This window comes from Sorangium sp. So ce590, from assembly GCF_051521365.1.
GTDB lineage: Bacteria > Myxococcota_A > Polyangia > Polyangiales > Polyangiaceae > Sorangium.
In genome coordinates, this window is sequence record NZ_CP150346.1 from 4,653,471 (window position 1) to 4,677,777 (window position 24,307).

General features: G+C 71.8%; 14 protein-coding genes. 10 read left to right on the top strand and 4 right to left on the bottom strand.

Annotated features, from left to right (window positions below):
• Window positions 1-594: 594 nt before the first annotated feature.
• The 3 genes from WMF28_RS17495 to WMF28_RS17505 all read left to right on the top strand — a co-directional run bounded on the left by WMF28_RS17495 (window position 595) and on the right by WMF28_RS17505 (window position 5,619).
• Entirely contained in the window at window positions 595-1,428 is an 834-nt protein-coding gene (locus WMF28_RS17495; protein WP_437603380.1) for a hypothetical protein, read from the top strand.
• Between the two features lie 441 nt (window positions 1,429-1,869).
• Window positions 1,870-3,726: a serine/threonine protein kinase gene (locus WMF28_RS17500; RefSeq protein ID WP_437603381.1), complete on the top strand. Its 1,857-nt coding sequence runs from the start codon at window positions 1,870-1,872 to the stop codon at window positions 3,724-3,726.
• Window positions 3,727-3,750: 24 nt separating this feature from the next.
• Complete coding sequence (locus WMF28_RS17505) at window positions 3,751-5,619, top strand: PEGA domain-containing protein (RefSeq protein ID WP_437603382.1); 1,869 nt, start codon at window positions 3,751-3,753, stop codon at window positions 5,617-5,619.
• A 176-nt stretch (window positions 5,620-5,795) separates the two neighbouring features.
• On the opposite strand, the gene WMF28_RS17510 is transcribed toward WMF28_RS17505, so the two are convergent.
• A complete protein-coding gene (locus tag WMF28_RS17510) occupies window positions 5,796-9,458 on the bottom strand; it encodes a kelch repeat-containing protein (RefSeq protein WP_437603383.1) in 3,663 nt (1,220 codons plus the stop codon).
• Window positions 9,459-9,675: 217 nt separating this feature from the next.
• On the opposite strand from WMF28_RS17510, the gene WMF28_RS17515 reads away from it, so the two are divergent.
• The 5 genes from WMF28_RS17515 to WMF28_RS17535 all read left to right on the top strand — a co-directional run bounded on the left by WMF28_RS17515 (window position 9,676) and on the right by WMF28_RS17535 (window position 18,566).
• Window positions 9,676-13,014, top strand: a complete 3,339-nt coding sequence (locus tag WMF28_RS17515; RefSeq protein ID WP_437604274.1) for a thrombospondin type 3 repeat-containing protein — start codon at window positions 9,676-9,678, stop codon at window positions 13,012-13,014.
• A 122-nt stretch (window positions 13,015-13,136) separates the two neighbouring features.
• Entirely contained in the window at window positions 13,137-13,829 is a 693-nt protein-coding gene (locus WMF28_RS17520; protein ID WP_437603384.1) for a hypothetical protein, read from the top strand.
• A 235-nt stretch (window positions 13,830-14,064) separates the two neighbouring features.
• Complete coding sequence (locus tag WMF28_RS17525) at window positions 14,065-15,903, top strand: OmpA family protein (protein ID WP_437603385.1); 1,839 nt, start codon at window positions 14,065-14,067, stop codon at window positions 15,901-15,903.
• Window positions 15,904-16,278: 375 nt separating this feature from the next.
• The gene (locus WMF28_RS17530) at window positions 16,279-17,664 is read left to right on the top strand and encodes a hypothetical protein (protein WP_437603386.1); all 1,386 of its coding nucleotides are present in this window, start codon (window positions 16,279-16,281) and stop codon (window positions 17,662-17,664) included.
• Between the two features lie 128 nt (window positions 17,665-17,792).
• Complete coding sequence (locus WMF28_RS17535) at window positions 17,793-18,566, top strand: PP2C family protein-serine/threonine phosphatase (protein ID WP_437603387.1); 774 nt, start codon at window positions 17,793-17,795, stop codon at window positions 18,564-18,566.
• A 40-nt stretch (window positions 18,567-18,606) separates the two neighbouring features.
• On the opposite strand, the gene WMF28_RS17540 is transcribed toward WMF28_RS17535, so the two are convergent.
• On the bottom strand, window positions 18,607-19,668 hold the full coding sequence (locus tag WMF28_RS17540) for an EfeM/EfeO family lipoprotein (protein WP_437603388.1): 1,062 nt from the start codon (window positions 19,666-19,668) through the stop codon (window positions 18,607-18,609).
• Between the two features lie 82 nt (window positions 19,669-19,750).
• Window positions 19,751-20,986, bottom strand: a complete 1,236-nt coding sequence (locus tag WMF28_RS17545; RefSeq protein WP_437603389.1) for a di-heme oxidoredictase family protein — start codon at window positions 20,984-20,986, stop codon at window positions 19,751-19,753.
• 194 nt (window positions 20,987-21,180) lie between these two features.
• On the opposite strand from WMF28_RS17545, the gene WMF28_RS17550 reads away from it, so the two are divergent.
• On the top strand, window positions 21,181-21,969 hold the full coding sequence (locus WMF28_RS17550; protein WP_437603390.1) for a hypothetical protein: 789 nt from the start codon (window positions 21,181-21,183) through the stop codon (window positions 21,967-21,969).
• Between the two features lie 10 nt (window positions 21,970-21,979).
• On the opposite strand, the gene WMF28_RS17555 is transcribed toward WMF28_RS17550, so the two are convergent.
• Window positions 21,980-23,461, bottom strand: a complete 1,482-nt coding sequence (locus WMF28_RS17555) for a PGRS family protein (protein ID WP_437603391.1) — start codon at window positions 23,459-23,461, stop codon at window positions 21,980-21,982.
• 282 nt (window positions 23,462-23,743) lie between these two features.
• On the opposite strand from WMF28_RS17555, the gene WMF28_RS17560 reads away from it, so the two are divergent.
• Window positions 23,744-24,229: a hypothetical protein gene (locus WMF28_RS17560; RefSeq protein ID WP_437603392.1), complete on the top strand. Its 486-nt coding sequence runs from the start codon at window positions 23,744-23,746 to the stop codon at window positions 24,227-24,229.
• Window positions 24,230-24,307 lie beyond the last annotated feature (78 nt).

Genomic DNA, 24,307 nt, shown 5'->3' on the forward strand with positions numbered 1-24,307 from the left:
ATCGCGGAGCTGCGGTGACGGAGGCGGATGGTTACGGCCCGAGTCGATCGATTCTCGTGCTCTGCCTTCATTGGTCACAAACGGCGCATCCTGAGCAGGTCAGGCGCAGAAGTGTCGATATCTCCGGGGCGGTACGGGCGGGTTCTGGCCGGGTCAGACGAGCGGCGGAGAGGCGGCGCGCGGCGGCCGTCTGCGCGTCGCCGGAGGGGCCCAGCTGCTCTCGTTCGCGACGGCCGCGGCGCGGGCGAGAGCGCACGTGATCTGCTCGAACGCGCGAGAGAGATGGGTTTGCGCGCCCCGCTCGAGCGCCGGCCGCCGAGGCGGTGAGTTCGCCATCTCCAGCCGATGCACGCAGCCCGCGCGCAGGGGCCGCGGCGCTGGGGGGCCGTCCGGCCGGTCCTCGCGTTGAGATATCGGAAAACCAGAGCCGGCGCTGATCCAGAGAATGTCTTTTCGCCGATGCGGCGAGGCCGGCGACGCGAGCTCGCAGCGGCAGTGTCTGCACACGAGCGCTGAGGCACACAGCCTGCTCTTCGGTGAACCCAGGATGGCTCGGGGCTTCCGGCCATCACGGGATATTGAGGAGGACAACACATGCTCTCGATTCATGGCAAGGTGATGGGGCTCGCGATGGTGATGGCGGCGCTGGGCACGGGGTGCGCCGTCGATTCAGTGGGCGACGCGGACCTCACCGAGGTCGAGCTCGTCAATTCGGCTGCCGGGGCGCTCGAGGGGGACGAGGCTGCCGGGGCGCTCGAGGGGGACGAGGAGAGGGGTGGATTCCAGGCGCCGGGCAAGTCGCCGCTCGGGCCGAGCAAGGGGAAGGGAGGGATGCTCGGGCCGCAGGGGCCCATCGACCTCGGGCAGGGGACGGCGGGCCCCGGTCTACAGGAGCAGATTGGCCAGGTGGGCCAGGCGCCGATTGCCCAGGTGGGCCAGGCGCCGATTGCCCAGGTGGGCCAGGCGCCGATTGGCCAGGTCGGGCAAGGGCCGGTGGGCGCGCCGGGCCTCGGCGCGCCGGGTGTCGGCCTCGGCGCGCCGGGCGTCGGCCTCGGCGCGCCGGGCTTCGGCTTCGGCGCGCCGGGCGTCGGCGCAGTGGGCTCGCGCTTCGGCGGCTTCGGCGGCTTCGGCGGCGGCTTCGGCTGCTGCCCGTCGAATTTCATCAACAACAACAACATCAACATCAACACGCTCTTCGACCACAACTTCCGCCACGACTGCTTCCGCAACGACTTCCGCCACGACTGCTTCCGCGACGACCGCTTCCGCGGCGACTGCTTCCGCGACGACTGCTTCCGCGACGACTGCTTCCGTGATCGCAACAGGTTCGACGACTTCGACTTCTGCTGCTTCCGTGATCATGACAGGTTCCGTAACCCCGGGTTCCGGCCCCCCCACTGCGGTGGGGAGAACGGCTTCCGCTGGTAACGGGCGCTCGAACCTCCGCAGCTGCTGGCGCCACGCCCGCTCGCGCGGCGCTGGCGGCCCCCTCGACCGCCTGACGGCGTGCCTCCGCAGGCGCACGGGCGGTCACGGGAGAGCGCGAGTCGCTCGTCCTCGATGGCCGACCGGGCGTCGGCCTCCCGTCGCGCGCTCTCTCGCAGACCTCTCCGCGGTCGCCTGGGGTCCACCCCCCAGGCGGCCGGCGGCGCCGGGGACGTGACGGCGGCGGAGGCGGGCGGCCGGCGCCTCGACCCGACGGGGCGCGACCGGGTGGGGCCGCCCCCGTTTTCGGGGGTGGGCTTCCCTCAGGAGCGCGATCTGTCCCGCCGAGCTGTACGAGGATCCGCGGCAGGTTGAGCCGCGAGCGCGCGCGCGTTCGCGGACATTGCTCCCCCGTGCGCAATCCCCTAGAGTGCCCCTAACGCTGTGATCGGCACGATCATCGACGGCAAATATCAGATACGCCAGCTGCTCGGAGAGGGCGCCATGGGCTCGGTCTATGAGGCCGAGCACACGGGGACCGGCCGTCGCTGCGCCGTCAAGGTGATCAGCTCGGCCGATCTCACCCGCGATCCGAAGGTGGTCAGCCGCTTCCAGCGCGAGGCGCGCGCGGCGGGCGCGATCGACACGCAGCACATCACCCAGGTGCTCGACGCCGGCGTCGATCGTGGATCGAACCTGCCTTTCCTCGCGATGGAGTTCCTCGCCGGCGAGGACGTCCACCAGCTCATCAAACGCGTCGGGCCGCTCGCGCCCGACCTCGCGCTGCGCATCGTCGCGCAGTCGTGCCTCGGGCTCCAGAAGGCGCACGAGGCGAGCGTCGTCCACCGCGACATCAAGCCGCACAACCTGTTCCTCGCGCGGCGCGACGCCGGCGAGATCCTCGTCAAGCTGCTCGATTTCGGCATCGCCAAGGTCAAGATGGACCGGGCGAACGAGACCGAGGGCGCCGATCTCACGCGCACCGGGAACCTCATCGGGTCGCCGCTCTACATGTCGCCCGAGCAGGCGCGCGGCCAGAAGGAGATCGACCACCGCACCGACATCTGGTCGCTCGGCGCCGTGCTCTACCAGGCGCTCACAGGGCGAACCCCGTACCATCACATCACCGCGCTCGGCGAGCTCATCATCTCCATCTGCTCGGATCCCCCGCCGCCGGTGCAGGACTTCGCGCCGTGGGTGCCGCCGGAGGTCGCGGCGATCGTGCACCGCTGCCTGCTGCAAGCGCCCGGGCAGCGCTACCAGAGCGCGCAGGAGATGTTCGGCGCCATCCGGCCGATGCTCCCCTACGGCTGGGGCATCCACGAGAGCATGCTCGTGCCGCTGCCGGAGGCCGTGCACAGGCAGTCCGCGCCGCGGTTCTCGGTGAACGTCAGCCTCCCGCCCCCGAACCAGAGCGGCGCGTATGCCGGCGCGTCGCCCGCGAACCAAAGCGGCGCGTATGCCGGCGCGTCGCCCGCGAACCAGAGCGGCGGATACGCGGCGCTCGCGGCGTCGCCCGCGAACCAGAGCGGCGGATACGCGGCGCTCGCGGCGTCGCCCGCGAACCCGAGCGGCGGGTACCCCGCGGCCCCGCACGAGCACCGCGGCGGATCGCACCCGTCGTTCGCGCCGCCGGCGAACCAGAGCGGGCCGCACGGCGCGGTCGTCCCGGCCGGCAACCACGCCGGCGCCGCGACGACCGGGGCGCTCACGCAGTCGCATCGCGGCACGCAGCCCGGCGCGTCGCGGGGGCCGGTCGTGGCCGGCGCCGCGCTGCTCGCCGCGGTCATCGCGGCCGGCGTGTACTTCGTCAGCAGCCGGCGGTCGCCCGAGCCCGTCGCGCCGCCGGTGGCGCAGGCGACCGCCGAGGCGCTCCCGCCGGCGGCGGCCACCCCGGCGCCGGCGCCGATGCCGCCGCCGCCGCCGGCCGCGACGGGGACGTCGGAGGTCGTCGAGGCCGCCGAGCTGCATCCGAGGCGCGTTCAGGTGGTCATCCTGCCTGCCGACGCCTCGGTCGAGATCGAAGGCGCACGCGCGAAGACCAGGAACGGCATCCTGGAGATCACCGGGCCGCTCGGGAGCGAGCACAGGGTGCGCGTGTTCAAGGGGGCGAACGAGGTGGTGACCGACGTGTTCGTGACCACAAGCGGCGCGCGGCCGCTCAAGATCGAGCTCATGCCGCCCTCGGCGAAGGGCGCTCCGGCGCCTCCGGCGAAGAGCGTCTCCGCCGCGCCGACGCCGCCACCCGCGCCGACGACCCCCAAGGGGATCATCGACAACACCGAAGAGTTCGGAAAATAACAGCAGAAGAACAGGCTGAGTACGGTGCTCGATCGAATGGATCTGCGTACGCGGCGCGGCGGCTCGTGCCCTCTCTCCCTCGCGCGACGCCCCCGGCCGGCGCGGCGGCTGCGCGCGCTCTCGGCCGCGCTCGCCGTCGCGATCGCCGCGGGACCGGCGCTCGCACAGCCGGCGCCGGCCGGCGCGGAAGGCGCCGCGCCGGCCGGCGCGGAAGGCGCCGCGCCGGCCGGCACGGAGGGCGCCGCGCTGGCCGAGGAGGCGCCCGTCTCCGAGACGGACCGGCAGGTCGCGCGGCTCCACTTCGAGAAGGGGCTCGCCCTCCTGCGCGAGGAGGCCTGGAGCCCCGCGCTCGCCGAGTTCCTCCTCTCGCGCAAGCTCTACCCGACGCGCGCGGCCACGAACAACGCCGCGATCGCGCTGCGCAAGCTCCAGCGCTACGACGAGGCGCTCGAGATGTTCGAGACCTTCCTGCGCGACTTCACCATGTCGACCGCCGAGCGCGCGGTCGCGCAGCGGGAGATCGCCGAGCTGCGGGCGCTCGTGGGGACGCTCGACATCACGAACGCGGAGCCCGGGGCGTCCATCGTGGTGAGCGGCGAGGAGCGCGGACAGTACCCGCCCGTCAAGCCGATCCGCGTGGCGGCGGGCGCGCACGTCGTCCGCGTCTTCAAGGAAGGCTACGAGCCGGTGGAGACGCGCGTCGACGTCGCCGGGGGGCAGACCGTCACGATGAACGCGAAGCTCCGCAGGCTGACCCGCTCCGGCCGGCTGCGCGTGGTGGAGCGCGCCGGCAAGACGGTCGACGTGCTCGTGGACAACGTCGTCGTGGGGCAGACCCCGTGGATCGGCGCGCTGTCGGTCGGCGACCACATGGTCGCGCTGCGCGGCGCGGGGAAGCTCGGGACGCAGCCGACGGCGGCGCCCGTGAAGCCGCAGGAGCTCACGACGCTGTCGCTGCTCGCCGAGGATCTCGACGCGTCGCTGCGGATCGACCCCACGCCGCCCGGCGCGAGCGTGTGGATCAACTCGGTCAACGTGGGCAACGGCGTCTGGCTCGGCCGGCTCAAGGCCGGCACGCACCGGGTCGAGGTGAAGGCCGACGGGTTCGTCACCGGGACGCGCACGGTGGCGCTGCAGAAGGGCCAGCGCCAGAGCCTCGACATGCGGCTCGAGCGCGACGAGGACGCCGACATCTGGCGCAAGCCGCCGAAGATCACGCTCGACGTGAGCGCGTCGTTCCTGCTGGCGCCGACGCTGGGCGGGGCGATCACGGACGGCTGCGATTCGGGTTGCTCCAGCTCGCTCGGCCTCGGCGGGCTCGGCATGATCCACGGGGGTTACGAGCTCGGCTCGGGGATCGGCGTCGGGATCGAACTCGGCGGCCTGTTCGCGGCACAGCAGATCGACGAGCGCTCGGCGACGCTCAGGCCGGTCGGCTACCGGGATCCGCTCGACGGCACGGCGAGCGACACGCTCCGCCTGGGCGGCTTCCTTGCCGGCGCGACGTTCGGGTACCACTTCGGCGAGGACTTCCCGGCGCTGCTCCGGCTGGGCGCGGGGGTGCTCGTCGGCGAGGTCCGCGATGAGCGGACCGGCAGGTTCAGGACGACGGGCGGGGAGTGGTTCAACACGTCCCCGGTGGTCGACTTCGCCTCGGCGACGTACTTCTACGCGGATCCTGAGGTGCGGCTCGGCCTGCGGCTCGGAGAGCGGTGGGAGGTGTCCGGCAGCCTGAAGCTGCTGCTCCTGATCGGCCTCAGCAAGCCGAAGTGGGACAGGACGATCGAGCTGGCGGCGGCGAACGACGGGATCGGCACGTACGACGCCGAGTCGCTCATGGGGGACTTCGTCTTGATGATCTCGCCCGGGGCGAACCTGCGATACCAGTTCTGAGGAGCTCGGCGCCGATGCGCCGGTCCGCTGGATGCCGTCACGAGGCGGCGCTCAGCGCGGCGTGTGCCTGACAAGGTGCGACTGGAGGCCTGGCCTCATCGCGCTGCACCTGCGCCCGGCCTCCGCGGTGCGCGCTGGGCACCTGCGGAGAGCCGGGAGCGTGCAGGCTGGAACGCCTACCGGCCGCGCCGTCGGCGGCGAAGCCCGGCCACCGCCGCGGCGGCGGCGAGCAGGACCGAGACTCGTGCGGTGTTGTTCCCGGTAGAGGCCCCGACGATGCGGCAGGAGCAGGACGGGATTTCCAACGGTTCGATCGGCGAGACACACTGGCCCGCGAGGTTGCACACGGAGCCATCGACGCAGTCGGCAACCGATCTGCACGGGGAGGCGCAGGCGCTGCCGCCCGGCGGGCAGCTGTACGGGGTACAATCCGTGTCGGCGCCGGCGGCTCGGAGCGTGTGCTCGCCGTCGCAGCTCGGTCCGACTTCCTTGAGGTCGGCGCAGACGCCGTCCTGGCAGATGAAGTCCTGGATGCAGTCGGCGTCGGAGGCGCACGAGGTCTTGCAGGCGGTCTCGTCCGCGCACTTGAACCCGCCGCAACGTTCGGTCACGGGATCCTGCTCTTTGCCTTCTTTACCGCAGAAGAAGCGGGTGAGCGTCGCGGGGCCGACGGCGCAACCCTCGTCCGCGCAGGAGCACGTGGAGGTCCTCGCGACCGCCCCTTCCACTGGGAACATGCACTCGGCTTCGATAGCGCCGCCGCAGTAACCGGCACACGCCCCCTCGCCGGGGCAGGCCTCGCGCTGGAAAGTGCCGCCTTCGTTGGGGTGCGGGGCTTCGTGGTCGACAGGCGTCCCGACGGGCGTGCACTTGCCGGCGTTGTTCACCACGTTGCACGCCTGGCACTGGCCTTCGCAAAGGGATTCACAGCAGAAACCGTCTACACAGTAGCCAGAGTCGCACTGCCGATCCCGGGTGCACTTTGCGCCGTTGGCGAGCCGATCGACGCAGAGGCCCGAGCCGGGGGGCGCGCCCCCCGATCCGGTGTCAGCGCCACCCGATCCGTCAGCGGCCCCCCCCGATCCGGCAGCAGCATCGCCCGACCCGGCAGCAGCGCCGCCCGAGCCAGCAGCAGCGCCGCCCGAGCCAGCAGCAGCGCCGCCCGAGCCGGCAGTTGCGCCACCCGCACCACCTACGCCACCCGCACCACCTACGCCACCCGCACCGCCTACGCCACCCGCACCACCCGCGCCACCGGCGCCCATACCGCCCGAACCAGCAGCGCCTCCCCCTCCACCGGCGCCCCCTGCGCCAGCCGACGAGGTGCTGCCCACATCGCAGGTGCCCGGATCTCCCGCCTCCGCATTGCACCAGCCGGTCTCGGAGCATTCGCAATCGTTGAAGCAATAGGGGATGCAGACGTTGTCACGCCCGCAGCGGCCCGGCTTGCAGTCCCTCGTGGCCTCGTGGGCGATCACGTTCCCCGCGCCGTCGCACTGGGTGTGCACCTCGATCTCGTTGAGGCAAGCGACGGGGAGCTTGATCCCATATTTCGTAGGACCGCAGGTGCCGCTCGGGCTGCCGTCCGCCTTGCCCTCCTGGGTGCACGAGGTGCACACGCCGGTGCACGCTCGGTCGCAGCAGACCTTCTCCGCATCGGAGCAGTGCCCTGACGCGCACTCTTGATCGCGCGCGCACGGCTCCCCGTTGGCCTTGATGAGCAGCTGGGCGCTGGCGAGCGGCTGCGCGCTCGTGGCCCCGATGCCACCCGCGACGAGCACTGCTTGACCTGCCGCGCGGTCGGCGCCGGCGTTGACGACGACGGCGACGTGCTCCCGACGAGCCTCCTGAGCGGGCGAACCGTTCGGGGGGCTGAGGAGGGTGAACGCCCTGGTCAGCGGATCATAGATCTCGGCGCTCGCGAGCGAGGTCGTGCCGTCGAACCCGCCGGCGATGAGGACGTCTCCCGTTGGCAGAAGGCTCGCCGTATGGTAGGCGCGCGCGCTCTTCATCGGGATCAGCGTGCTCTGGAGCTCGAAGCCTCGCTTGGTCGGATCGGCCACGCCATCGTGATAGATGTCGATGGTGTTGGTGTAAGCGCCTCCAGAGAGCCGTGTGGTGCCGCCGACGAGGAGCACCTCGCCTGAATCGAGCGACGTCGCCGCCTCACCGCCCAGCGTCTCCGTGCGATCGATGAGCGTCGCCGTGTGGAAGCCGCGGAGGGCGCTCATCTGCGACCTCATCGTCATCCCAGGCGGCGATAGGACGGAGATCGGCTGGAAAGCGCGCGTGTCCTCGTCGAAGATCTCGGCCGAGGTGAGCGCGGCGCCCGAGAGGACGAAGCCGCCTGCGATGAGGACGTTTCCGGCCTTCAAGCGGACAGCCGTGTGGGCATGGCGCGAGGTCGCCATGCCGCCGACGGGGACGAGCGTGCTCGAGATGGGCGCGCCTCCGCTCGGTCCGAAGGAAGCGAAGGTGTAGATGGAGGCGGTGCTTGTAGGCTGGTTGAGCGGATCCGCGAGGCCGCCCGCAACGAGGACCACGCCTGGATCGAGGAGGGTGGCCGAATGGTCGAACCGGCCCAGCGAGGCCCCCGAGTCCCTGACGAACTGGCCGGTGGTCGGGTTGTAGACCTCGACGGCGGCGATCGGCGTGCCGCTCGTACGCTGGCTGCTGCCACCCACGACGACGACGGCCGGCGGCGGGGGCGCAGGATCCGACGGCGTCGGCGGGGCGAGCTTCGTGACCCCCGTGGCGGTGTGGGCGCCGCGCGCGACGTCCATCGCGTCGGTGCTCGCGAACGTGCGGTCGAGGGGGAAGTACAGCTCCGCCGTCGCCAGCGCGCCGCCAGACGCGTCGAAGCCGCCGGCGACGAGCACGGGGCTCGCGGGGTTCGCCGGATCGATCACGGTCGCGGTGTGACGGGCGCGCGGCGTGATCATCTGGCTTGCCGTGGCAGTCCACTGCGGGTCGAGGAGCGCCGGATAACGAACGCCGGCGGGCTGCCATCCGACGATCACGGTGCACGCCGGCGCGCCCGGGGGCGTGACCGGCCGGCCCCACGGGGCGCGAGGGCTCGTGTCAACAGCGCAACCCTCGACGGAGAGCGAAGCTGGAAGGCGCGCGCCGGTCGCGTCGACGAGGTAGGGAGGTGCGACGCGCAGGCGGGGCGAGCCGCCGGCGTCGAGGAACTCGAGCGTGCGCTCGACGAGGCGGAGGCCTGAAACGGCGGTAACATCGACGAGGTAGCGGAGCTCCTTGCGCGCTGGCTCCTGTTCGAAGACGATGAAGTCCTCGGTCCCGTGCGGGAGGACGCGGTGCAGGACGTCGCGGGCGGCGCCCCCCTCGCGCAGCGCGCCCGCGTAGAGGACGAGGCCGCCATCCACAGCCGCGGGCACGTCGGCGGCGTCGGTGAGGGAGAAGGCGATCGACACGCGGGACGCGCCGTCGGCGAGGCGCACCGGACCGGCGGCGCGCGCCGGGAGCTCGACGGACGCGGCGTCGGCCTCCGGCTTTGCGGCGCGCAGGGCGCCGGCCGGGGTCCGCGCGACCGTCTTGACGGGGCTGGGTGAGATGGCGTCGGCGAAGCGCGCACGGATCGCGGCGATGCGGGCGCGCGCTCCGGGCGACGCCGCCTGAGGCGACGCAGCGCCTGGCGCGGGGGAGCGCCGCGAGGCGCCCTCGTCGGAGCAGCCGAGGACCTGGGGGAGAATGGCGCACGCAGAGAGCAGCGCAGCCGTTCGCAGCCTGAAGCCGAGTCGCAGCACGCGGTGGTTTCGCAAGGGGTCGTTCCGTGGTCGGCGCGGCGCGCGCGACGTGAGGTGGCGGATCTGGGCCATCCTAACAGAAGGTGGCCCGCAGCCGAATAGGAGGCAGCGCGTTGCCGGGGCAGCCGGGGCTGCGAGGGGGGCTCCTCCGACCGGGGGCGGGCGGCGGCGGGCGAGCGCCGGCTCGTCGAGCGCGCGGCGATGGAAAACCTCCCCAGGAGGAGGGCGAAACTGGGTAGGCTTACGGGGGCGCTGTCGCGTACGGCGCGATCTGTCTGGAGGAGCCGCGATGACCTTCCCCGCCTTGCCTTGGATGTCCCGCCACCTCGCGCACGCCGGCGCCGCGCGACGCGGCATCTTGCCGCTGCTCGCGGGCCTGATCGCGCTCGTGGCGCTCGCGCCGCGGCCGGCGGGCGCGGCGCTGTGGGACACGGACAACGATCAGGTCGCGAACGAGCTCGACAACTGTCCTGGGGTCAGCAACCCGAGCCAGTATGACGGCGATGGCGACGGTCAGGGCGATGCCTGCGACGATGACGACGACAACGACGGCATCCCGGACAACGAAGACCCCGACGACGACAACGATGGGATAGAGGATGTCGACGACAAGTGTCCGACGATCCCCACGCCCATGGCCGCGGATCCGGACGCCGACACCGACCACGATGGCGTGCCGAACGTCTGCGACAACTGCGACACGTCGAGCAACGAAGATCAGCTCGACAGCGACGGCGACGGGATCGGGAACATATGCGACGACAACAACGATAACGACGCGCGCGCCGATGGTATCGACAACTGCATCAACGTTCCCAACGACAACCAACGCAACGGCGATGGCGACGCCTACGGAGACGCGTGCGACAACTGCCCCGACGCATACAACAACGATCAGCGGGACACGGACAACGACGGCATCGGAGACGCGTGCGACAACTGCGCGAACGTTCCGAACCCCGATCAGCACAACGCTGACGTAGACCTCGCCGGCGACGCCTGCGACAACTGCCCTCGCACATCCAGCAACAACCGGACAGACACGGACGGAGACGGGGTTGGCGATGTGTGCGACATCTGCCCGAACCACCCGAACGAGAACCAGGCCGATAGCGATGGCGACGGGATCGGCGACGCCTGTGACAACTGCCCCTCTACGCCCAACAGCGACCAGGCTGACGGTGACCGCGACGGGTTCGGCGACGCCTGTGACAACTGCCCGAATCACCCGAACGATCAGCAGAACGCGGACGGCGACGCCTTCGGAAATGTGTGCGACAACTGCCCGGACGTCCCGAGCCTGGACCAACTCGACACCGATGGTGATGGATTCGGCGACGTCTGCGACAACTGCCCGCTTCTCATCAACGTGAACCAGGCCGACGGCGACCAAGATGGGGTCGGCAACGTCTGTGACAACTGCCCGGAGGTCGTCAACACGAACCAGATCGACAGCGACGGCGACGGCCTCGGCAACGTCTGCGACAACTGCCCTAGCATCGCCAACGCTGGCCAGGCCGACGGCGACCACGATGGGGTCGGCAATGTCTGCGACAATTGCCCGGACACACCGAACGGGCCGAGCGACACGAACGACCAGGGCGACGTCGACGTCGACGGGATAGGCGACTCCTGCGACAACTGCCCGGACACACCGAATGCGAACCAGAGGAACACCGATCAGGACCTCTCGGGCGGCGATACGTTGGGCGACGTGTGCGACGACGACGACGACGCCGACGGCGTGCCCGACGCCACGGACAACTGCCCAACCGTGCCGAATACGAGCCAGCGCAACACGGACCGGACGCTGCCCGGCGGCGACATGCAGGGCGACGCGTGCGACGACGACGACGACGCCGACGGCGTACCCGACACCACGGACAACTGTCCGCTCACGCCCAACGCCGATCAGACGAACACCGACGAGGGCTGGGTCGACGGCGACGGGTTCGGCGACGCGTGCGACGACGACGACGACGCCGACGGCGTGCCCGACGTGAACGACAACTGCGTCACGACGCCGAACCACGCCCAGGCCAACACGGATCGGACGCTCCCGGGCGGCGACGCCTTCGGCGACGAGTGCGATGACGACGACGACGCCGACGGCGTGCCCGACGACGCCGACAACTGCCCATTCGTGTCGAACAGCGCCCAGATCAACACCGACGAGAAGCTGCCCGGCGGCGATGCCCTGGGCGACGCGTGCGACGACGACGATGACGCCGACGGGGTGCCGGACGCCGCTGACAACTGCATCACCATCCCGAACCCCGAACAGGCGAACAACCCGAAGAACGGTCCGGACGACGCGCTCGGCGACGAGTGCGACGACGACGACGACAACGACCGCATCCTCGACGCCGACGACAATTGCCCGTACGACGTCAACACGAATCAGCTCGATACGGATCACGATGGCGACGGGGATGTCTGCGACGACGACGACGACGACGACGGCCTCACGGACGCCGAGGAGGCGGCCCTCGGGACCGACCCGACCAGCCGCGACTCGGACGGCGATACCATCGCCGACATCGAGGAGGTGGTGAACCGCAGCGATCCCACCGATCCGGACAACAACGCCGACGGGGACGCATACATCGACGCCTTGGACCCGGACAGCGACAATGACGGGGTGTTCGACATCGAAGAAGCAGGGGATGCCCTGCTGAATACGCCGGCGGTGGACACGGACGACGACGGCGTTCCCGACTACCGGGACACAGATTCAGACGACGATGGGGTGCTCGACGACGAGGACAACTGCCGGCTCACGGCGAACCCGCCGACGCGTCCGGGCGAGCCCCAGATCGACACCGACGGCGACGGCAAGGGCGACGTGTGCGACGGCGACTCGGACAACGACGGTGTGTTCGACGTCGACGACAACTGCCCGCTCGTCGCGAATGCCGGACAGCAAGATGACGACGGCGATGGCGCCGGCGATGCTTGCGACCCGGACGCCGATCCGGACGCCGACGGAGTGATCAACGAGGAAGACAACTGCGACTTCATCGCAAACCCGCCGCCTGCGCTGGGTGAGCCGCAGGCCGACCTCGACGCCGACGGCCTCGGCGATCCCTGCGACGACGACACCGACGGCGACAGGATATCGAACGCGACCGACAACTGCCCGCTCGTTGCGAATGCAGCCCAGGAAGACGCCGACCGCGACCATCGCGGCGACGACTGCGACAACTGCCCGCTCGTTGCGAACGCCGGCCAGGAAGACGCGAACGGCGACGACATCGGCGACGCCTGCGATGCCGACGCGGACGGGGTGGCGACAGACCGTGACAACTGCCCGGACGTCGCGAACGCCGACCAGGTGGACACCGACGGGGATGGCGTGGGTGACGCATGTGAAGCGCAGGATCCGACCGGCGGTGGCGGCATGGGCGGCATGGGCGGCGCGGGCGGCGCGGGCGGCATGGACGGCACCGGGGGCGAGGCTGTGGCGGCGACGGCGACCAGCGGCGGCGGCACACCTCCGGATTTCAAGGGTGGCTGCGACTGCCGTATGGGCCATGCGCCGATGCCCCGGGAGGCATGGGGCGTGCTGCTCCTCCTCTCCGCGGCGCTGCGGCGGCGCGGGCGGCGGCAGGCGCGGCGGGCGGCGTGACGCCGCCCCGCCGCGGCCGGAGCACGTTCTCTCGAGACCCACGTTCGCGAGCGCGACGGCCTCTCTTCGCCGCAGCCGTCCGAGCTCGTCGATTCGATAACAGAGCTTCAAGGAGGACCCTTATGCAGGCATCTCGGTGGATCGCGGTGTGGATTGCCGTGGGTGCGCTCGGCATCGCCGGCGCGGGTGCGGGGTGCGGAGGAGACGACGGCGTCAAGAACGACGCGACCACGAGCGCGACGGCGACCACCACCGGTGAGGGCAGCGCGAGCAGCACGGGGACCGGCGGCGCTCAGGGCACGGGAGCGGGTGGCTCAACCAGCGCTGGGACCGGCGGCGCCGGCGGCGGGGGAGGGACCGGCGGCGCCGGCGGCGGGGGAGGGACCGGCGGCGCCGGCGGCGGGGGGGGGACCGGCGGCGCCGGCGGCGGGGGAGGGACCGGCGGCGCCGGCGGCGGGGGGGGGACCGGCGGCGCCGGCGGCACCATGGACCCGCTCTTCGATTTCAGCCTGCGCGGCGCCCGCTACACGGGCTACGAAGACGGCGACAGGGTCTATGTGGATCTCTACGCCGCCGGCGCTACCGAGGCGACCCTGCACGCATCCGATGCCATCGGGCCTGACGGCACGTTCAGCGTGTTCGTGACAGGGAAGGTGCCCGGCGGCAAAGCCTATACGATATACTGGTATGTGGACAGCTACAGAAATGGAGAGTGCGACGCGACCGAAGACGTCTGGAAGATGGATATCCCTACCGTCACCGCGAATATCGAGCGCAGCGTCCAAGGCAACACCAACTTCGCCGAATGTCCGTGAGGTCGCCACGCTCGGCCACCGCATGGCCGTTCGCGATCCTCGGTGCGTGGCGCGCCCGCCGTGAGGGAGCGCGCCACGGGACATGAGGCCGTCCTGCGGCCAGGATGACAAAGCTGTGCAGGGTCGAGCAAGAGCGGCGCAGGCTGCCGCCCGGATCCTGCCCGGCGTCGCCGCGCCCCGCCCTGGGATGCGGATGTTGCCCCCCACCTCACCCCCCCGCTATCGTGCCCGGCCGATGAGGTCTTCCTCCGTCGCAGCGGTCGCGTCCACAGCCGTCCTCATGACGCTCGCCGGCGCCTCGCGCGGTCAATCCACCGGCGGCTTCTCCCTCGACCGGTTCGAGCCCGCGCCCGCCGGCGACGCCTTCTTCAGCGTGCCCTCTCCGGCCGCCCCCGGCCACCTCGCGCCGCGCGCCTACGTGGGGCTCGATTTCGCTCACCGCCCCATCCATTCCAGCGGCGACAACCCCGTCGACCTCGTCTCCTCGCAGACGTTCCTCCGCCTCGACGCCTCGCTCGCGCTGTGGGATCGCCTGCTGCTCTCGATCGACGCCCCCCTCGCCGTCGCGCAGGGCGGCAACGACCCAGGCATCCCCGGCGTCGAGTTCACCGAGCTGACGGCGCCCGAGCTCGGCGACCTTCGCTTCGGCGCGCGCGTCCGCCTGCTCGGGGAAGACGCAGGCCCGTTCCAGCTCGGGATCGGCGGCTACCTGTTCGCGCCCACCGGCTCGCCGGCGCAGTACACCGGCGACGCGGAGACCCGCGGCGCCGTCCACGCGAGCCTCGGCGGGCGCGTCGGCTCGGCGGGCTCGTCGCTCGGCTTCCTGTGGAGCGCGAGCGGCGGCGTCGAGCTCGGGGGCGGCTCCAACCGGCCGCAGCTGTTCACGTTCGGCGGCGCCGCGGGGCTCCTGATCGCCGACGATCTCCTCCAGCTCGGCGCCGAGGCGTACGGCGGCGCGCCGCTCGGCGACGAGCTCCTGCTCTCTAGTACGCCGGTGCAGCGCGACGAGGCGAGCGTCAGCGCCGAGCTGCTCCTCGGCGCCAAGCTGCGCGTCCTCGACGGCCTCACGTTCGGCGCCGCGGTCGGCCCGGGCCTCACGAGCGCCATCGGTACGCCGCCGATCCGCGCGGTCGGCATGATCGGCTGGACGCCGCTCCCGAAGCCGGCACCGGAGCGCGCTCAGGCCGCCGCGGTCGCGGGCGACAGGGACGACGACGGCATCAACGACGACATCGACGCCTGTCCTGATGTCAAGGGCGATCCGTCGCCCGATCGCGCGAAGGACGGCTGCCCGCCGGCGGATCGCGACGGCGACACCGTGCTCGACATCGACGACGCGTGCCCGACCACCCCGGGCGCTCGCCGCGCCGACCCCACGGCGAACGGCTGCCCGGACGACTCGGACGACGACGGCTTCCACGACGGCATCGACGCTTGCCCCAGCGTGCGCGGCGGCCCGAGCGACGACCCGAAGCAGGTGGGCTGCCCGGGCGACGCGGACGGCGACGGCATCGCCGACGCCTCGGACGCCTGCCCGAAGCTCAAGGGGCCAGCGAGCAAGAACCCGAAGCTGAACGGCTGCCCGGACGATCCGGACGGCGACGGCGTCCGCGGCGCCGCGGACGCCTGCCCGAACGAGCGGGGGCTCTCCGATCCCGATCCACGGAAGAACGGCTGCCCGAAGTTCGTCCGCGTGAGCGCCGACGAGATCACGACGTCGAGGCCGGTGCAGTTCGTCGTCTACGGCAAGACGCGCACCCAGACGGTCGATCCCGTCTCCGACGAGATCCTGTACGAGGTGCGCGACGCCATCCAGCAGAACCCGGACATCGAGCTCGTCGAGGTGCAAGGCCACACGGACGACAGCGGGACCGAGGGGTACAACCTGCGCTTGTCCCAGCAGCGCGCGGAGGCCGTCCTCTCGTGGCTCGTGGCCGCCGGGGTGCCGCGGGAGAAGCTCGTCGCCAGGGGCTACGGCTTCGAGCAGCCGCTCGGCGACAACCGCGTCAAGACAGGGCGCCAGAAGAACCGCCGCGTGCAGTTCATGATCATCAAGCGCAAGGGACAGCCGTAGCGAGCAGGCGTCGTCGCCAGAGCGACGACCGCGGACGACACGGCGCCCAAGACACCACAACACCACACTCCCCGACAGCCCGACAGCGGCCACCCGAGGGCGCCCGAGGATCACGCCCTCGCAAGCCTGGCCAGGAGCAGCCTAGGACGATGCAGCACCGCCGCGTCCGCACGCGCCCTCCGCGCCCTACGCGACGCCCGACACCCGGTCGTGACCATTCCCTGACAGGCCGTGAACAGGCGCGTGTGTCATCTTGACGAGATGCTCCATACGGTGGCAATCTCAGATATCCATCTTTGTGAGCTCGAGCCGGGTGACGGTCTGTGGATGCGCTACCGTCAGGCTCCGTACTCCCCCGACAGCGAAGTCGCGGCGATGCTGGACGCGCTTCGGGACGAGATGAAGCAAGGCACGGCGCGCGACGCCCGGCGACATGAGCTCACGCTGGTGCTCAACGGCGATGTGTTCGACCTCGACGCGCCGCGCGTGATCGACCAGAAGAGCGTCTTCCACGACCTCCCGCGCAGCGCCGAGCACGCGGTCCCGGCGATGGCGGCGATCCTCGCGGATCATCCGGTGTTCATCGAGGCGCTGGGCCGCGTCGTCGCGGATGGACACACCGTCGTGTTCATCTCGGGCAACCACGACGTCCAGCTCACGTTGCCCGAGGTGCGCGACATGGTCCGGGCCCGCGTGGTCGAGGCGGCGCTCGCCGCGCTGGCCGACGCGTCGCGCCCCGGCTCGATCTCGCGCGCAGCGCTGGGCGCTCGCGTCGTGTTCCGCGCCTGGTTCCACAAGACGCCGGACGGCATCATCGTGGAGCACGGCAACCAGTACGACGCCTACTGCAGCTACCGCTACCCGATGGTCCCGTTCGGTCGGAAGCCGGGCGAGATCCAGCCGACCATGGGCTCGCTCGTGTGCCGGTTGCTCGTCTCGCGGATGGGCTACTTCAACCCGCACGTGGACTCCTCGTTCATGCTGTCCGCGTTCGGCTACCTCGCGCACTGGGCGCGCTACTACATGTTCTCGCGCCGCACGCTCGCGGGGGCCTGGGCGCTCGGCGCGCTCCGCACCGTCGTCGAGCTCGTGCGCCGGCGCGAGCCGGAGCGGCGCGCCCGCCTGCGCGAGTGCCTTGCGGCCGCCGCGCAGGAGACAGGCGCCCCGCTCCGCGCCGTCGCCCGCCACGCCCGCCTGTTCGCGCGGCCGGCCGAGGACCGGCTGGGGCTCGTCGCGCGCGAGCTCTGGCTCGACCGGGCCGCCCTGGCGCTGCTCGCGGTCGCGGTCGCCCTCGTGTGGCTGCTGCTCGTGCCGGGCTGGCTCACGCCGGCGGCGCTCGTCGCGCCGGCGGGGCTCGTCGTCTACGAGCGCCTCGTTCCGAAGCTCCCGCTCGACGCGACGTGGCAGCGGGTCAGCCGCGCCGCGCGCCAGGTCGCCCGCGCCCACCGCGCCAGGGCGGTCGTCTTCGGCCACACGCACACGCCCGAGGGCACCTGGGAGGGCGGGCTGTTCTTCGGCAACTGCGGCTCGTGGTCCGCCGCCTTCGAGGACATCGCCTGCACCAAGCCGGTCTTCGCCGCGCGCCCCCTGGTCTGGCTGAGGTCCGAGCCGGGCTCGGGCAGCACCGCGCGCCTCTCGGGCGGGCTCGTGACCTGGAAGAACGGCCGCTTCGAGGTCCGCACGGCGAGCGTCCCGCCCCCTGCCGAGCCGCTCCGCGAGCCGCCGCTCCGGTCGCCCGCGACCGCCGCGCTGCGCACGTAGCCTGGCCACGCGAGCCCGAGCGGCCCGGCGCTCTCCGCTCGAATTGAGCCCCTTCCTGACTTGCGCAAGGCGTCCGGCCGCTGGATGCTGCCCGGAGTCGACACGCGTGTCACCGACGAGGAAGCTCCGTGAACTCCCCGCTCCGTATCGAAGCCGCCGGTGACAGCCACGTTGGCCGCCAGCGCGAGCACAACGAGGACAGCTTCGCCGTCGATCTGGATCTCGGCCTCTTCGTCGTCGCCGACGGCATCGGCGGCGCCGCCGGCGGTGAGATCGCGTCGCGGATGGCGGTCGACATCGTGCAGTCGTGCTGCAAGGACGGCGAGGGCGAGATCACGCAGCCCACGGGGTACGACGAGATGGCGGCGCCCCTCGAGTTCCGCCTGGTCTCGTCCATCTGGCGCGCCAACGAGCAGATCTTCGAGGTGGGGCAGCGCGATCCGCGCTTCTACGGGATGGGGACGACGTTCGCGGGCGTCCACGCCGACGCGACCTCGGCGTGCATCGCGCACGTCGGCGACAGCCGGGTCTACCGTTACCGCCAGCACCGGCTCGAGCGGCTCACCGAGGACCACTCGCTCTGGAACGAGCACCTGCGCAGCGGCGAGGAGCTGCCCGACGACGTGGATCCGCTGCTCGCCCGCAACGTCGTGACGCGCGCGCTCGGGATGGGAAAGACCGTCGACGTCGCCACGCGCATCGAGCGGCCGGAGGCCGGCGATCTCCTGCTCATCTGCTCGGACGGCCTCTCCGGCCCGGTCCCCGAGCCGGAGATCGCCGAGGTGCTCGCGCAGGGCGACGACCTCGCCGCGACGGCGCGCTCGCTCGTCGACCGCGCCAACCTGCACGGCGGCCCCGACAACGTGACCTGCGTGCTCGTGCGCTGGAACGCCGCCGGCTGACGCGCCCCCCTGACGCGCCCTCCCGGACGCATGATTGCCGTCAGGGCAGCTCGTCGATCCCGAGGAGATCCGCGGATCGCGTCATGTCGTACGCGAGCGTGCCCGGCGTCGCGTCGTCGCTCTCGCGCGCCACGAGCGAGAACAGCACGCCGAACGGGGTCGCGAGCTGCTCCTCGGTCGGCGCCACGTCGCTCCACCCCTCGGGCAGCGGCGGCAGCGCGTCGCCTTCGATCGCGTCGTAGGCGCTCGACAGCCGGTCGAAGCCGGCGACCACCGCCTTGTCGACGTCCGCGCCCTCGGCCCCCTTGGTGAGCAGCCACGGCTGGAAGGCGGCGTAGGTCTGCGCGCCGGCCGCGACGTTCGCGCGCATGTCGGCGAGGGTGTACTGCGCGTAGCGAGACTCCTCCTCTCCGGTCGCCGCTTTGCTCGTCTTCTCGACCTGCTCCAGGATGGAGCTGATGACCCCGCGGTACGCGGACGGCGCGTCGAGCGCGAGGCCCTCGAAATCGGTCTGCATCTTCTCCGCGTCGGCCCTGAGCCGCTCGCAGAGCTCGTCCTTGAACGCGGCCGCCTCGGCCTCGGTGGCCGGGGGGGCGGCGGGGCTGTAGTTCGTGAGCGCCGACTCGAAGTCGAGGACGGGCTGCGGGATCTCGTCCGCCCAGAGGATGCGCTCGACCGCGTGCACGCCGGTCACCCCCTCGCCGTCGAAGAGGTCGTCGTCGGCCGTGACCTCGATGAACGCGTCGTAGCGGGCGTCCGTCGAGGTGTCGAGATCCTGAAAGACGACCGCGATGGCCCCCTCGACGCGCTCGTAGGCCTGACGCGCCTTCTTCCACTCGGCCTTCATGGCGTCGACGGCTTCCTTGTCGCTCGTCGCGCTCCACCCGTCCTCGTCCGGCTCGGGCGCGGCCGCCTGGAGCGCGGCCGTGGCGGCGGCGAACTGGTCGAGGTTGTCCTGGATGAAACGCTTCACGTCGAGCACTGCCCGCCGCTCGTAATCCGCGTCGGTGTACAGCGTCTCGTTGTCGCTTCCGCACGCGGGGAGCGAGAGGGCGGCGGCGGCGATGGCCAGACCGGACCGCAGGCAGGCGGGGAGTTGCATGGATCTTCGAGCTCCTTGCCGCGGCTCGCCCGGAGCGAGCGCGCGAAGTGGGTGGGCGCGAGCGCGCGCCCTCGAACGTCGTTCAGAGCGAGCGCACAAAGTCGATGAGGGCCTCGCGATCCTCGCGGGAGAGCGCGCGGAACGCGGCGACCGAAGCGGCCGCCTCCGAGCCCGGGCCGTCGTGGAGCAAGATGGCCTGCTCGATGGTCATGGCGCGGCCGTCGTGGAGGTACGAGGTGCTGTGACGCATGCCGATGAGCGGCGCCGTCCGCCAGGAAGCGGAGCTCGCCGACTCGTCGGCCAGCCCGTCGGCGAGGTCCGGGCCGAGGTCGTGCAGGAGGAAATCGGTGTAGACGGGGGCGTCGATGTCGGCGAGCTGCGCGATCGGGTAGTCGGCGCGCGTCCTCAGCGAGGGGACGTGGCAGCCGGCGCAGTCGACCTCGGCGAACAGCGCCTGACCGTGCTCGTCGGCGGGCGCGCGTTTCGGGATCTCCAGCAAGCGCATGTAGTCGGCGACGGCGTTCACCGTGTCGACGGCCACGTCCTCGCCCGGCTTGGCGTCGTCCGTGAGCCCGTCGGGGTTCGGCAGCTCCTCCGGGCGGAGCGGCGAGGTGATGCCCATGTCGCCCTGGTAGGCGTCGGCCGTGAAGTCGTCGAGCGTGGCCACCCGCGCCTTGAACCCGAAGCGGCCGATGAGGTTCTCGTCGCCCTCGGCGAAGGTGTGGAACGACTCGTCCGCGTTCTTCTTCGAGTGGAACACCACGCGGTTGACGCGCCCGCGGATCGCGTCGCCCCGCGCGGCCTGCTCGGCCGCGACCCGCTCGATCTCGGCGTCGTCGACCGCCTCCATGTAACCGCGCCCGAACACCGGCGGGCCGAGGCGCTGCGAGAGCTTGATCGTCCCCTCGATCTCGGGTCGCGAGAGCGTCGTCGCCCCGCCGACCGCGTAGGGCCGCATCGTGTGCCCGTAGGGGAGCCCCGCCTGATCCACCGCCGGCGTCACGCCGTCGGCGTCGACGAGCGCCATCTTCTGGACGGCGCCCGGGCCGCGCGCGGCCCCCTCGTGGCACCCCGCGCACGAGGCGCGGATGTAGAGCGGTCCGAGCCCGTCGCGCTCGCGAAACACGAAGTCGAAGAGCGCGTCGCCCTCCTTGAACCGGGCCACCTGCTCCGCCGAGGCGCCGTGCAAAGGGATGTCGCTGAGGTCATCGCCGATCAGCTGGACGCCCGCCAGCGGGTCGCTGGGCGCAGGCTCTCCGCCGCAACCGGCGTTGCTGAAGAGCAGCGGAAGCACGAGAACCGAGGCAAATCGCGACATCTTCTCGACGCATAGCGCAACGGTAAATGAAAGTCAATGTCAACAACGCGGGCGTTGTGTGCCCGGCGACGCGCCCGACGCCGCCGCGAGGAGATCGCGTGCGGGCGGTTCGTGTCGCCTCGCGAAGCGCGGTGGAGGCCCAGGCGTTACACTGCCGGGCCGGCGCGGACAGGGCTCACGCTGGAGGACAGCGGATGACGCAGCGAGATGACGAGCGGCGCGCGGCCTCGAGGGCCCTTCAGGACGGGCTGCGGGAGATCGCGTTGAACGAGGAGCGCCGCGCGGCTCACCAGAAGCTCAGCGCCGGCTGGCTCCGGTACATGGGCCCTGGCTACGGCAACGACATCTGCTCGATGTGCGGCGCGCTCCTCGAGCGGGGCACGGGGTACATGCACTGCGCGCGCTGCCTGGCGACGCGCGGGATCGACGAGCAGGCGCTGCTCGGTGCCTGCGCGGAGGCGACGGCCGGGCACTGGCCGTTCCAGGACCGCCGGCTCGACGGCAGGCGCTGGGCGCACGCGCTGATCGCGTTCTGGCGGAACCACGTCGATCCGATGGAGTCGAGGGCGGTCCCGTACCGGAACAACACGCTCGAGTCCGCGTTCTCCTACATGAAGCGGCGCCTCGCCGAGGCGGGGGTCGCCGAGATCTGGACGGTCGCTGACGAGAGCCAGCGCGGGCTTGATCCGGCGATGGTCGTGCGCGCCCGCGGCGACGCGCTGGCGATCGGCGTCACCACGCAGCGGCGCATCGCGACGGCCGAGGACGGGGCGCGCGGCGGGCACGTCGCGCTGTTCGACGAGTTCCTCCGCCTCGCGGGCGAGCGGGAGGGGTTTCTGGTGGTCGAGAAGCTGAGCCGGCGCGCGCGGCGCGACGCGCCGGTCCGGGAGATCGCGGTGACCACCGCGGAGGGACGGCGCGTGACGCAGCTCCGCTGCATGCAGGAGGATCGGAGCTGGCCCTCGCCGCCGCCGCCGGATTAGGCGCTATCCGCTACTGCCCGAGCCCCTGCTCGATATCGTAGATCTCGGCCGCCACGCCGTCCGCCCCGTTGTACTTCGGCGCGGCCCCGCGCCCTCCGGTCCCGACCTCGCCGATCTCGATCGTCGTGTTCTTGAGGAGAGGCTCCCTGACCGCATAGGCGATGGCGATCGAGTGGCCGCCGAGCCCGCCGCCGCCGCGGCCCCCCTGACCGCCCCGGCCGCCCGGGCCGCCGCTGCAGGCGAAGTTCAGCGCGGTGGCCTTGCCCAGGATGCCGCCTGGCCCGCCCAGGCCGCCCTCGCCGCCGTCCTGGCCCTGGCCCCCGTCTCCGCCCTTGCCGCCGCGGCCGGTCTTCAGCACCACGTCGGTGAGGTAGACCGAGGCGCTCCCTGCGAACAGGGCGATGCTCGCCCCGCCGGCGCCTCCGCCGTTGCCGCCGAGCCCGCCGCAGCCGCCCGCGCCGCCGGAGCCCCCGCCGGCGCCGCCCGCCGAGCTCGCGAACGGGCACATCAGCGTGCCCGTGCCGCCCTTTCCGCCGCCGCCGCCGCCGCCGCCCTGGCCCGGCAACCCCGGCAACCCGTTGCTGGCGAGCGGGCCGGTGTACCCATCCAGGAAGAGCGAGCCGAAGCCGGTCGCCCCCGCGCCCGGCAGCCCGTCGGCGCCATCCGCGCCCACCTTGCCCGGCGTGCAGGCCCTGGAGCTTGTCTCGCCCGTTCCACCGTTCGCCGCGCCGGTCGGGACCCCATCGCCCCCGTCGGCGCCCGACTCGACCCGACCCGTCCCCCCGATGCCGCTGCGCGAGTCGTCCGAGCGGTCGTCGGACGTACCGCAGGTGTTGTTCACCGGGACCGCGCCGGCGACCGTCGCGGACGTGCACGCGGCGTTGCCGAAGGTGCCGGACGTCCCCGCCTCGGCAGGGTCGTTCACGAACGCGTCTCCCGGGGCGCCCGGCGCCGCGTCGCCCGCCTCGAGGATGCACCGGTTGAAGTCGACCGAGATCCCCGAGGTGTTCGCCGCGATCGACGAGCGGCCGGCCAGCCCGGTGTGGGTCGGCAGGATCGAGCGCGCGATGACGTGGATGTCCTCGATCACCGCCACGCCGCTGCCGCCGTGGAACTTGAGCGGCGTCTCGCCCTCGGGAGCGGTGAGCGTGGTCTTCTTCTTGTCGCCTATCCAGCGCCAGCCGTCGCGGCAATCGAGCCCACCGAAGATCATGTGTCCCCCGGGCACGAGCAGCGGCTCATCGAACTCCTGGGCACAGACATAGACGCGCTTTCCCTGGTGCCAGACGAGCTGGAGCGCCTTCGAGATCGTCCGCAGCGGCGCCCCCGAGGTCCCCGCGTTGCCGTCGTTCCCGGTGCTCGAGACCCACAGCCCGCACGACGAATCGACCTTCTTCTTGTTCTTGCTCGGGACGCAGGCGTCTTCCGACGAGCGATCCTCGGTCTGCATCTCCACGGAGTCGCCCCCGAACGCGCAACCGCTGCCCGTCACCGCGGCAGCCGAAATGAACCCCAGCAATACCAGTGCATCAACTTTGAATTGAATCCCCATACTATTCTTATTCCGGCCAACCCGACGTGTTTTCCAAGCAAAGCGACCTGGCACGTCCGCGCGGCGCGCTCTCCACGGCTGTTCCTCGTCACGGCCGCGGTCGACGCGAATTGTCACCGCCGCGCGCGGCCGTGGCGGGAAGCACGGCCGCGCGACCGGAAGGGGGCGTGTCTGTGTCTGCCGAATTGCCCACCGCCGGGGTTTCCGTGCGAACATCGGCCCATGAGCGCGAACCTGAAGGACCTCGTGCGCGAGCTGCTCGAGGCCGGCGGTGGGGAGCCGCTCGACGGCGGTCGTTTCCTGCCGCTCGTCACGCTCGAGTCGGGCGCGCGGGTGGGGCTCGACAGCTCGGCGACCTGGGTCTTCGCGCCCGAGGGCGGCGGGGCGGCTCAGGCCCTGGCGCCCGAGCGCGGGCGCGCCTTCTTCGAGGTGCTGGAGTCGAAGCGGGACGACTTCGACGCGAGCATCGAGGCGGCGGCGAAGGCCGCGGGCTTGCCTCCCGAGGAGGTGGCCTTCTCGTTCCCCGCCGCCGACGTCGTCCGTACGGTGCTCGCGAGGGGCCTGCCGAGCATGACGCGGCTCGCGCTCTCGTGGCTCCGGTTGACGGAGGTGCGCGCGCTCCGCGCCGACATCATGGCCGTGTCGCGCGACCCGACGATGCCGGTGCCCGTCCGGAACCTGGCGGAGCGGCTCACGGTCCCGGAGTGAGCCCGCCCCGCGCGGCCGAGACCCCGCCCGGAGGCGGGGTCGGCGCGGGGAGGGAGGTCAGGCGGTCGCGAGCGCCTC